Source organism: Stenomitos rutilans (genome assembly GCF_059505485.1).
This window is the reverse complement of sequence record NZ_JCACKR010000098.1, coordinates 1-11,576: the sequence shown is the minus strand read 5'-3', so window position 1 is coordinate 11,576 and position 11,576 is coordinate 1. Positions and strand designations below refer to the sequence as shown.

Here is an 11,576-nt window from a genome sequence, read left to right as displayed (position 1 = left end):
CTTCAGTCATTTGGCGCTAGTGAAGCTGCCATTTCTTATTATTGCTCGGTGAAGCAAAATATAACCGACTGCCCCTTTACTTTCCCTCGTTGAACTTCTCTCTTTGGGCTTCTCTATAGTCAGCAAGCAGACGGTTTACAATCTTGACGAGTGGCTAGACCTCTAGACCCAAACCTCCAGACATTGCGGCGATCGATTGTTCCAAAAACGGTAATTCTAGTGGTGCAACAAGCAGAGCTTCAGGAAACCTCATCGATGCTGCCAATCTGGCGGGTGATGAAAAGTTTGAGCACGTATATCTGGACAGCGCTCGGCGCACTGATGAGCTTGTTACTGCTAACGGTAGCAAGTGCCGTCACGCCTCAACTGTTCCGCTGGGGTATCGACGAGGGCATCGCAAAACGAGATTTACAGGTTGTGCTATACAGCGCTGGCTGGCTGGTGGTGGCTGCGATCGGACGTGGCTTGTTCAACTTTGGGCAAAGCTACTGGGCAGAAGCCGCCTCACAGGGCGTGGCCTATGATCTACGCAACAAGATTTTTAGTCAGATTCAAAACCTCAGCTTTAGCTATCACGATCAGTCGCAAACCTCTCAACTGCTGACCCGTGTTACAAGCGATATTGAACAAATTCGCGCCTTTTTGAGTACCAGCTTGATCCAGGTGATTAATTCGGTCGTGACGCTGGTGGCGATCGCGGTTATTCTCCTGGTCATGAACTGGAAGCTGGCGCTGATCACGCTGACCGTGGTGCCAATGGCTGGCTGGCTGCTAGCAAATTTTCTCACTCGCAACGGAGCGCTCTTTAAGCAAGTGCAAGAGCAATTGGGCGACCTCAACGCCGTTTTGCAAGAGAATCTGCTCGGCATTCGCGTGGTCAAAGCTTTTGTGCGTGAAACTGCCGAAAACACCCGCTATACCGCGATGAATGATGCCCTGGTGCGGGGAAACATGAAAACCATTCGCGCTATTCGCAACACGTTTCCCTTCATCTTTTTGTTAAGCAATTTGGTGACGCTGGCCGTGTTTGGTTACGGAGGTGCCGAGGTTATCGGGGGACAGTTTTCGATTGGCGAACTGGTGGCATTCAACTCCTACCTGCTGTTGATTTTGCAGCCGATTCTGCTGATTGGCTTTGCCGCACCCGCGATCGCCCAAGCAGCCGCTTCCGCCGAGCGGGTGTACGAAGTCGTGGATGCCGAAGTTGAAATTCGCGATCGTCCCAACGCCGTCCCTTTTGAAACCTGCGGCGGCAGAATCACGTTTGAAAATGTGTCCTTTCGCTACCCTGGTGCCACCACCGAAGCGTTAAAAGAAGTCTCCTTTGAAACCCGTCCGAATGAACTCATTGCCGTGCTGGGCATGACGGCTTCGGGCAAAAGCACGATCATGAACCTCATTCCTCGCTTTTATGATGCCACGGCTGGGGCCATTCGCATTGATGGTCGGGATGTACGGGACTTCACGTTGAAGAGTTTGCGATCGCACATTGGCATTGTGTTTCAAGAAACCACACTCTTCTCTGGCACCCTACGGGAAAACATTGCTTATGCCAAACCGGACGCTTCAATGAATCAAATCATTGAAGTGGCAAAAGCCGCTCAAATGCACGACTTCATCATGAGCTTACCCGATGGGTACGACACCATTGTGGGTGAACGGGGTGTGGGCTTATCCGGTGGGCAAAAACAACGGCTGGCGATCGCGCGTACTCTCCTTACCGACTACAACATCCTGATTCTGGACGATAGTACCTCGGCTGTAGATGCCCAAACCGCCGCTCAAATTCAAGCCGCGTTGGATGACCTGATGCGTCAACGCACCTGCACCTCGTTTGTGGTTGCCCAGCGCATTAGCACCGTGAAAAACGCCGATCGTATTTTTCTAATGGATAAAGGTCGGCTAGTGGCGCAAGGCACCCATCAGGAATTGATGGCAAGCAGTCCGCTGTATGGAGCCATTCTGGAATCACAGGTGAAGCGAGCACCAGAAGCAGCACTCCTTGGTTGACATAGGTATCAGTGCTGCATAGAAGAGAGGGAGATAGCAAAGGAAGAGAGCGTCAGCTTTTGAGCTTTGTAGAGACTCGACATGTCACAAACGCGAAGCATCTCTATGGAAGATCGTTTGAGTTTTGAGCCTGAAGGGAAAGCTTTGAACTCGAAGTGTCGAGCTTTGCACTTGGAACGCCAAGCTTTGCACTCGGAAAGTGGCGTTTGAAGGTTGAAATATCGAGCCTGGAACTCGAAGTGTCGAGCTTTGAACTCGGAATGCCGAGCTTTGCACTTGAAGTGTCGAGCTTTGCACTTGGAACGCCGAGCTTTGCACTCGGAAGGTGGCGTTTGAAGGTTGAAGTATCGAGCCTGGAACTTAAAGTGTCGAGCTCTGAACTCGAAACATCCAGTTTGCAGCTCGACTAGTAGGGCTTGGAACTCAAAAAGTAAAAGGTTGAGCCTGAAGGGTTGAGCTTACAAGTCAAAGGATCGAGCTTAGAGTTTTACCGTTTACCAATTGCTTGGTTATAACCAACAACTATTTTCGTACTGCTTCATCAAATCGTTAAACTAATTGAGTGCGCTGTCGTTGCCTCGAATTTCTTGCTGCCATGCTCAACTTTAGTCAACTGCTTACTGAGCGAGCCGATACCATTCTCAATGTGTGGATCGAGGCTGTAGCCCGCGATCGTCATTTGAAGAGTGATGACACCCTTTCTCCAACAGCCATCAGAGATCACTTGCCAATGGTGCTATCAGCGCTGGCAACGGTGCTGTCACGCAGTCAAGACGATGACCTTCAGTTGCTAGTAGATGCCAGTTTGCAGCACGGCGCGCTTCGTGCCCAGCAAGGATTTGACCCGGTAGAGATTGCGCGAGAATATCGGCTCTTGCGACGGGCAACTTTTGAGACGCTAGAGAGTGACTTAATCAGTGAAGCGCCCGTTGAGGTGTACCGCGCCATGCGCCTCATTGACATGGTGATTGACGAAGCGATCGCGCAGTGCTTCAAAAGTTACGTCGGCGAGCGCATGCAGGAACTAGAGAAGTTGCAGCATCAGTTAACCATGACGGGGCAAGAAATGGATCGGCTGGTGCGTGCCAATCAAGATGGCCTGTCATTGCTGACTGATGAACTCAACGTGCGTCTCAACACGATCGTCGGTTTTTCAGAACTGTTTCTCCGCCAGCAGCAACAAGAAACGACCACGCCACAAGATTCAGCGCCGAAAATCAATCATATTGAGCGGGTGCTGCGAAACGGACGCTATCTGCTGCACCTCATTAACGATTTAAACGAGCTTTCTCGTTATGAAGCTGGCAAGCTCAAACTGCATTTGATCAAAACGGATGTCCGCGCGATCGTGCAAGAGATCGTTACGGTGATGACCCCCACGATCGCCGACAAAGGCTTACAGGTCAACGTTGATTGCACTACGGCTCCTGACAGCATCCTGACCGATCCCTTGCGCCTGCATCAAATTATCACCAACCTGTTGCACAACGCCATCCGCTACACAAACGCTGGTTCCATTCGGCTACACGCTCAAGCCTTACCTGAGCAGCGCTGGTCAATCACCGTCACCGATACAGGCATTGGCATTGCACCAGAAGAGCAAGCTCAGATTTTTGAACCTCGGTTTCAACTGGAAACCAGCGATCAATCCCGCGATTTCGATAACAAAGGATTGGGCTTAGCGATCGCCTCACGACTCGTTAAACTACTCCAGGGAGCCATTGAAGTAACCTCTACGATCAGCGTTGGTTCTACGTTTACCGTGACCTTTCCCGTTACCGTCACCTTGCCAGCGACCCAGGAGCCAGAGGGCACGATCGAGTAGCTCCACGCTTCAACCCAAGATGTTGGTATGCTGAGATTTGCACCGCTTCTTCATCAATACCATGCCCGCACTTAGTACGTCTGCCCCTCTTGCCTTTCCCCTCGCTGCGGTTGTGGGACAAGAAGCCATCAAACTGGCGTTGCTTTTAGCAGCCGTCGATCCAGGCTTGGGGGGCGTGGTCATTGCAGGGCGGCGCGGTACCGCAAAATCGGTGATGGCACGCGCGCTGCATGCACTTTTACCCCCGATCGAAATTATCGAAGGCTCTCTCAACAGCGATCCGCTGCACCCCGAAGATTGGGATGACGAGACTATAGAAAGGATAAGGGAGGAGAGCGGAGGGATGAAGCCGCCACAAAATGACCTGGAATCTTCATCCCCCATCCCTTATCCCTCATCCCTCCCCACCACCATCATTCCCGCCCCTTTTGTCCAAATTCCCCTGGGCATTACCGAAGATCGCCTTCTGGGGTCGGTGGATGTGAGCCAGTCGATTAAGCGGGGTGAGACGGTGTTTCAGCCGGGATTGCTAGCAGAAGCTCATCGCGGCGTGCTTTATATTGATGAAATTAATCTGCTGGACGACCAGGCAGCCAATCTCTTGCTGACCGTGCTGACGGATGAACGCAACCAGATCGAGCGCGAGGGCATTAGCTTTCAGCATCCCTGCAAACCACTGCTAGTCGCGACTTACAACCCAGAAGAAGGTACCTTACGGGAGCATTTGCTAGACCGCATTGCGATCGCCCTGTCTGCTGATATGGTGCTCGGTTTGGACGATCGGGTGCTGGCCGTTGAGCAAGCCACCCGTTACGCCGACTCGCCACAGGACTTTCTAACTCAGTACACAGACGACATCGACGCGCTCAAAACGCAGATTGTACTGGCGCGAGAATGGCTCAAAGACGTGCAAATCACTTCAGAGCAGGTGAGGTATCTGGTCAACGAAGCGCTTCGGGGCGGTGTACAGGGGCATCGATCAGAATTATTTGCCGTGCGCGTTGCGAAAGCCCATGCCGCTCTAGATGGTCGTACCGATGTCACAGCAGACGATTTGCGCCGTGCGGTTGAACTGGTCGTTGTGCCGCGATCGACCATTGTACAAACACCTCCCGAAGAAGCTCCCCCACCGCCCCCACCCCCTCAAACTCAGCAAGAGGACGAGGAGAACGAACAAGAACAGGACGATCGTGATGAAGATGACGATCAAGAGGAACAAGAGCAAGAACCCCCTGCCATTCCCGAAGAATTTATCTTCGACCCAGAAGGCGTCATTCTCGATCCATCCGTGCTCTACTTCGCTCAGATGGCCTCCCGTCAGGGCAAATCTGGTAGCCGCACCATTATTTTCTCGGACGATCGTGGTCGTTATGTGAAGCCCATGCTGCCCAAAGGCAAAGCACGCCGTATCGCCGTTGATGCCACACTGCGGGCGGCGGCTCCGTATCAGAAAGGACGACGGGCGAGGGGAGGAGCGGCAGAAGGCAGAAGGCAGGAGGCAGAAGGCAGAAGGCAGGCTTCCCCACACCCTACACCCCACACCCCACACCCTGTCCCCCGTAAACGCGTCTTCGTCGAACAAGCAGACATTCGTGCCAAACGACTCGCACGCAAAGCGGGTGCTCTTGTGGTCTTCGTTGTGGATGCATCTGGTTCGATGGCGCTGAATCGGATGCAGTCGGCAAAAGGAGCGGTGCTGCGATTATTAACGGAGGCATATCAGAATCGGGATCAGGTGGCGCTGATTCCGTTTCGAGGCGAACAGGCAGAGATTTTGTTGCCGCCAACCCGATCGATCGAAGCAGCCAAACGACGGCTCGATCGCATGCCCTGTGGAGGTGGTTCTCCCTTAGCACACGGGTTGACTCAAGCTGTGCGCGTGGGCATGAATGCGAGGCAATCTGGCGATATTGGTCAGGTGGTGCTCGTTGCCATTACCGATGGACGCGGCAATATTCCATTGTCACGATCGCTTGGAGAAACCATGCCACCGGATGAAAAACCGGACATTAAAGCTGAACTGCTGGACATTGCCACCAAAATTCGCGCGCTTGGCATACAGCTACTGGTGATTGATACTGAAAATAAGTTTATTTCTACGGGCTTTGCAAAAGAGCTAGCACAGCAGGCAGGCGGCAAGTATTACCATTTGCCGAAAGCAAACGACCAGGCGATCGCGGCAATGGCCCGTGGTGCGATGCGCGACATGGCACGTCCCTAACGCTCACAAAACACATCACCTAACGCAGGATGAATCGAACACCATTTGCTTCATCCAGTTCCGTCTCAGCCCAAGGACAACGGCAAAACTCTTCCGCAGGGGGCAGTTTTAAGTTTACGGAATTGTTACATTTCTGTTACATTGTTCAGGCATGCTTTAGAGCTAGCCGCTATGCAGCCTTGTTGAATCGCAGGTGAAGTTGAAGTACAGTTGCTTTCATTTCGTCCTCTGTTCAACGCTGAAGCTGTAGGGCTTTCTCTTCAGGTCATGGCGCTTGAGTTATAGGGACTCATCGCTTGCGACGAGCGACGAACCTGGGGTGTCAGCCCTGACGATCAATGTAGCCCTGTAACGACCACCGAAAAACTGCCCTCATGTCTACCGCCTTGTCTGCCAGCAACCACTCACTCTCTTTAACCACAACACCAATTACAACGGACCTCAGCCCAGCTCAACCACGCCTGTTAGGGTTTATCATCGCCAGCTTGATTATGGCAATGTGGGCAGGAAGTTTAACCGCGTTACTCAGGACAGCCCCCAATCAACTGCATCCGCTCTGGACGGTGCCCGCCATCCTGTGGCAAATGTTCCTGTATACAGGCTTGTTTGTCACTGCTCATGACGCTATGCATGGGGTTGTCGTGCCACAGCATCCCAAACTCAATCGCTTTGTCGGTTGGCTGGCATTGGTGCTCTATGGCTTTTTCTCTTACAAGCAGCTATTTAAGGCGCACTGGCAACACCATCACCATCCTGCCAGTCCTTTAGATCCTGATTATCACAACGGAACGCTCAAAAACCCTGTTGCCTGGTATATTCAGTTTTTGCAGCGTTACTGGAGCTGGCCGCGTTTACTGGCGCTGGTTGCAGCATTTCACACCACGCATCTCCTCTTGCATGTACCAGAAGCAAATTTACTGCTGTTTTGGGTAGTGCCGTCGTTGCTCAGTTCAGTTCACCTTTTCTACTTCGGGACATATTTGCCTCATCGTGAGCCAGCAGGCGGATATCAAAATGCTTTTCGTGCTCAGAGCGCGCATCGTCCGCTGTTACTGTCGCTCCTGGCTTGCTATCACTTTGGCTATCATTGTGAGCATCACGAATATCCACATGTGCCCTGGTGGCAACTGCCCACGATCGCCAAACGCTCTAGACCAAACCTGATACCATCGTAGCGTGATGGTAGCGATAGACCCTGAGCTACAAATCTCTGTGGGTGAAAGGCTTCGCATTCGTGCCTGCATAAGTGGCTACGATTTGCCCATCGCCAACCAGTTGGTATTTGTAAGTGACTAAGCCTTCTAACCCAACAGGGCCACGCGGCGGCATTTTTTGGGTGCTGATGCCAACTTCGGCACCCAAGCCATAGCGAAACCCATCGGCAAAGCGTGTGGAGCAGTTGTGAAAGACACCAGCAGCATCCACCTGTGCCATGAAGGTTGCAGCGGTCACCGTATTTTCCGTCGCGATCGCCTCGGTGTGCCGAGAACCGTAGGTGTTGATGTGAGCGATCGCCTCATCCACGTCATCGACAACTTTGATCGCCAGGATTAGATCACTGTATTCGGTAGACCAATCGGCTTCGGTAGCAACCGCAATGTTAAGAATTTCCCGCGTGCGCTCATCGCCTCGCAGTTCAACATTACGCAGCTGAAGCGCAACAACGCCTTCTAGCAGGAACTCAGCGGCGATCGCTTGATGCACTAGCAGCGTTTCGATCGCGTTACAAGCAGCAGGATATTGCGTTTTGGCATCCACGGCGATCGCCACAGCCTTCTGCACATCCGCATCGTGGTCGATATATAGGTGGCAAATGCCTTCTGCGTGTCCCAATACCGGAATCCGCGTATTGTCCTGCACAAAGCGCACAAACGTGTTGGAGCCTCTGGGGATGATGAGATCAACGTACTGGTCTAGCTCCAACAGGGCTAGCGTCTCTTCCCGCGTGGTCAGCAGTTGGACAACCACTGGGGCAACGTTCGTTTGGGCAAGTCCCTGACGGATCGCTGCTACCAGCGCTTCGCACGATCGCAGTGCTTCCTGCCCCCCTTTGAGAATGACACCATTCCCAGACTTGATCGCCAGACTCGCAATCTGCACTACCGCATCGGGGCGGGCTTCAAAAATCACTCCCAGCACACCCAACGGGCAAGTCACCCGCGTCAAAACAAGCCCTTGATCCAACTCTCGGTGAAGCTGAACTTCACCCACTGGATCAGGCAATTTCGCCACATCCCGAATGCCTGCGATCGCGCTTTGCAACTTGACTTTATCTAGCTTTAAACGAGCATAGAGCGCGGCTGGAATTGCCTTTTTGGCTGCCTGACAATCAAGTTGGTTGGCAGCAAGAATGTCATCCGTAGCCGCTTCTAACGACTGAGCAATCGCCTCTAGCGCCTGATTTCTCAGTGCAGTCGGTAGCGCTGCCAAATGACGGGCACTCTCCCGCGTTTGCCGAGCGATCGTCAGAAGGGAGGACGATGGTGCTGTAATCAATGGAATCATGGGCAGTCGTCCGGTAAAAGATGGTTGACTAATTTGGGTGCATGACTCTGGATGCCCATCCCCATTAAACAAACCGATCTACCAAATTTTAAACGCAAGGTTGAAAAAAGAATGCGGATGGCGAGACTCGAACTCGCAAGGACAATGCCACACGCACCTCAAGCGTGCGCGTATACCAATTCCGCCACATCCGCACAAGCTGGCTTAGAAAAACCAGATTCTTTCGCTTGAACAATGTCCCTAATCTGAACCATCAGCACGCTCTAGGCTATAAGCAACTAGGTGTTATGAGCAACTAGATAGCCCGGTTCAAACAGTGCAGCCCTGAGGTTTGGTCTGCTTTAAGACTTCACTAGCATAGCAAAAAGCGGTCAGAGGTTTGCGCCAGTGATAGAAATTCGCTAAAAGGAGGGTGGGAACTAATCGATCGCCGTTGCCTTCTATCTGAAAGTAGGTATCGAGCCGCAAAAAACTAGGTACCCTACAGGTGAGTATTTCGCATTCTAGCAAGTCTGGAGTAGTTGCTGTGACGTTACGGAAAACGATCGCTCTGGGTACATTGGGGCTTAGTGTCAGCCTTGGCTTTGCCCTGCTTGGCTTCAGCAGAGGCGCAGTAACGATCGCTCAACTTGCGCCAGCACCAACACCAGCGCCAACAGAAGATCCGTTGCCGGTGAAGCCAGATGTGCCTTACGTACCTACGCCAGAAGTAGTAGTGACGGAAATGCTGAAACTGGCAGGCGTGACTCCTGAAGATACCGTGTATGACCTCGGCTCTGGCGATGGACGACTGGTTATTAGTGCCGTCAAAGACTACGGTGCCCGTCGGGGGGTTGGAGTAGAGATTAATCCAGGGTTAGCGCGCCTGAGCAACGAGAATGCTCAAAAAGCAGGGGTGAGCGATCGCGTTCAGTTTTTGCAACAAGACCTTTTTCAAACGGATTTCCGTGATGCAAGTGTTGTAACGCTCTATCTACTGCCTGACATTAACTTAAAACTCCGACCCAAGCTGCTGAGTAGCCTGAAACCCGGCACGCGCATTGTTTCTCACTCCTTTACGATGGGCGATTGGAAGCCAGACAAAACGGTCACCGTGCCCGGTAATGCGACCGCTTCGGTACCACGGAACCTCTATTACTGGGTAGTACCCTCAAACATTTCAGGTGATTGGAAGGGGCGGGTAGAGTATGCACCTGGTCGTAGTCAGTCCTATACGCTGCGGTTCACTCAACAGTATCAGCAGGTGAAGGGAGAAGCGATCGCGGAGGGCAAAAAGTACACGATCCCAAACATTACGCTCACGGGCGATCGTCTCACCTTTAGCCGCACCGAAACCGTACAAGGACAGCAAGGCGTGATTCAGTTCAACGGACGCATTGAAGGTGACACGCTCAAAGGAACAGCCGGGGTTAAATGGGGTATCTTAGCGAGAAATTTTCCGATCGTGGCTCAACGTAGCGGCAATCAGCAAGCTGCGAAGTAAGCATCGTGGGTTGTGTATAGTGAATAAATCAGTAGAGGAGCAACGGTCACTCTATCGCTTCATTTCCCGGTTCCCTCATTTCCCACACCATACATGGATGGGTTTATTAACCTCAACAAGCCCGCAGGGTTTACGTCTCACGATTGCGTTGCTAAGGTGCGGCGACTGTTGCAGATGAAGCGCGTGGGGCACGCAGGCACCCTCGATCCGGCGGCGATCGGGGTTTTGCCGATCGCGCTGGGCAAAGCCACTCGCCTGCTCCAATTTCTCCGTCAAGCTAAAGCTTATCGAGCTACAGTACGGTTAGGCGTCAGCACCAGCACCGATGACTTGGAAGGTGAAACGCTATTGGCTCAACCTGTTACAGGACTTGCTTTAGCAACGGTTCAAGAGGCGCTTCAGCACTTTCAAGGCACGATCCAACAAATTCCACCCAACTACAGTGCGGTTCAGGTACAGGGAAAGCGTCTGTACGATTTAGCACGGGCAGGCGAAGCGATCGTTGCAAAATCTCGTACCGTTCACGTCTTTAGCCTTGAGGTGCTGGACTGGCGACCAGGAGACTTCCCCGAACTGGATCTGGCGATCGCCTGTGGGCCGGGTACCTACATTCGGTCGATCGCACGTGACCTGGGCAATGTCTTGAAAACAGGTGGCACGTTAGCAGCCCTCACACGCACGGCAAGCAGCGGCTTTGAACTGGCAGATAGTGTGACGTTGGAAACCCTGGAAGCCCAGCAAGTGCAAGGTCTTTTCCAACCGATCGAGCCAGTAAAAGCCTTGCTGCACTTGAGTCAGATTGTGCTTTCAGGGGCGATCGCTCGTCGCTGGTGCCAGGGGCAACGCATTGTCATCCAGCCTGATGCAAACGGTCAGTGGAAAGAAGAGGACGTAGAAAAACCGGAGGACGATGCAGGAAGACTGCAAATGTATGCGGTGCCACCTCTCCAGCAGCCGCTACGGGTACATCACGAAGACGGTCAGCTTCTCGGCATTGGCATACCCACCGATACTGAAGTTGGTATTGTTCTGCTCTCTCAGATGGTCTTTGAGAGTGACTTTAGCTGATTACTTCAGGCTGTCTAACCAGGCTTCTAGCTCAGCCGAGGTAGAAAAGTTCAGTAGGGCGATCGCCAGTGCTTCTAGCTGCGTCAGGTTTAGTTGCGAGAGACGATCGCGCAAACCACTGGGTAATTGACCCACTCTTTGCTCTAACAGCAGGAGAACGAGTGAGCGATGTCCTTCCTCTCGTCCTTGTTGGATACCTCGCTCAAAGCCAATTTCTTCTACGCTCGTGATGTAGGGCACTTTGCGTTCCTCCTCGTAAGCTTTCAACTCAAACCAAAACGCCTGCTTCAACCCTTTTGGCAAAATCATAACCCACGGCGTACCGCTTACCAATTTCAGTATCCGGGGCAATTTGCTGAAATTCTTTGTCCAAAAACTCAGACGGTTTTTGCCAGTCGATCGCGCGATGTAATCCCTCTTTTGTTACTACGGTGGAGGAGAAGAAATTCAAGTCCCATCAAGCT

The 11,576-nt window shown here is 52.4% G+C and carries 10 protein-coding genes and 1 tRNA gene; 7 read left to right on the top strand and 4 right to left on the bottom strand.

The window, feature by feature from the left end; translation table 11 throughout:
* The first annotated feature begins 150 nt into the window (after positions 1–150).
* From AC5JLP_RS19345 to crtW, 5 genes are all read left to right on the top strand, one after another.
* A complete protein-coding gene (locus tag AC5JLP_RS19345; protein WP_496069575.1) occupies positions 151–2,010 on the top strand; it encodes an ABC transporter ATP-binding protein in 1,860 nt (619 codons plus the stop codon).
* A gap of 155 nt (positions 2,011–2,165) precedes the next feature.
* A complete protein-coding gene (locus tag AC5JLP_RS19340) occupies positions 2,166–2,420 on the top strand; it encodes a hypothetical protein (RefSeq protein WP_496069574.1) in 255 nt (84 codons plus the stop codon).
* A 185-nt stretch (positions 2,421–2,605) separates the two neighbouring features.
* Positions 2,606–3,835: a sensor histidine kinase gene (locus tag AC5JLP_RS19335; RefSeq protein WP_496069573.1), complete on the top strand. Its 1,230-nt coding sequence runs from the start codon at positions 2,606–2,608 to the stop codon at positions 3,833–3,835.
* A gap of 61 nt (positions 3,836–3,896) precedes the next feature.
* Complete coding sequence (gene bchD / locus AC5JLP_RS19330; RefSeq protein WP_496069572.1) at positions 3,897–6,056, top strand: magnesium chelatase ATPase subunit D; 2,160 nt, start codon at positions 3,897–3,899, stop codon at positions 6,054–6,056.
* Between the two features lie 374 nt (positions 6,057–6,430).
* Complete coding sequence (gene crtW, locus AC5JLP_RS19325) at positions 6,431–7,231, top strand: beta-carotene ketolase CrtW (RefSeq protein WP_496069571.1); 801 nt, start codon at positions 6,431–6,433, stop codon at positions 7,229–7,231.
* Positions 7,232–7,256: 25 nt separating this feature from the next.
* Here crtW and AC5JLP_RS19320 read toward each other — a convergent pair whose 3' ends face one another.
* Both AC5JLP_RS19320 and AC5JLP_RS19315 read right to left on the bottom strand, forming a co-directional pair.
* Positions 7,257–8,561 carry a glutamate-5-semialdehyde dehydrogenase gene (locus AC5JLP_RS19320; RefSeq protein ID WP_496069570.1) on the bottom strand — a complete coding sequence of 435 codons (1,305 nt, stop codon included), beginning with the start codon at positions 8,559–8,561 and terminating at the stop codon, positions 7,257–7,259.
* 112 nt (positions 8,562–8,673) lie between these two features.
* Positions 8,674–8,755, bottom strand: a tRNA-Leu gene (locus AC5JLP_RS19315).
* A gap of 332 nt (positions 8,756–9,087) precedes the next feature.
* Between AC5JLP_RS19315 and AC5JLP_RS19310 the strand changes: the two genes are divergently transcribed.
* Together AC5JLP_RS19310 and truB are read left to right on the top strand one after the other, a co-directional pair.
* Complete coding sequence (locus tag AC5JLP_RS19310; RefSeq protein ID WP_496069569.1) at positions 9,088–10,044, top strand: SAM-dependent methyltransferase; 957 nt, start codon at positions 9,088–9,090, stop codon at positions 10,042–10,044.
* Positions 10,045–10,137: 93 nt separating this feature from the next.
* Positions 10,138–11,112, top strand: a complete 975-nt coding sequence (gene truB, locus AC5JLP_RS19305; protein WP_496069568.1) for a tRNA pseudouridine(55) synthase TruB — start codon at positions 10,138–10,140, stop codon at positions 11,110–11,112.
* Here the strand turns inward: truB and AC5JLP_RS19300 are convergent, their stop codons facing one another.
* On the bottom strand, positions 11,113–11,421 hold the full coding sequence (locus tag AC5JLP_RS19300) for a DUF4351 domain-containing protein (RefSeq protein WP_496069567.1): 309 nt from the start codon (positions 11,419–11,421) through the stop codon (positions 11,113–11,115). It abuts the gene before it with no gap.
* Positions 11,381–11,563, bottom strand: a complete 183-nt coding sequence (locus tag AC5JLP_RS19295) for a hypothetical protein (RefSeq protein ID WP_496069566.1) — start codon at positions 11,561–11,563, stop codon at positions 11,381–11,383. The genes AC5JLP_RS19300 and AC5JLP_RS19295 overlap by 41 nt, the downstream gene beginning before the upstream one ends.
* Positions 11,564–11,576 lie beyond the last annotated feature (13 nt).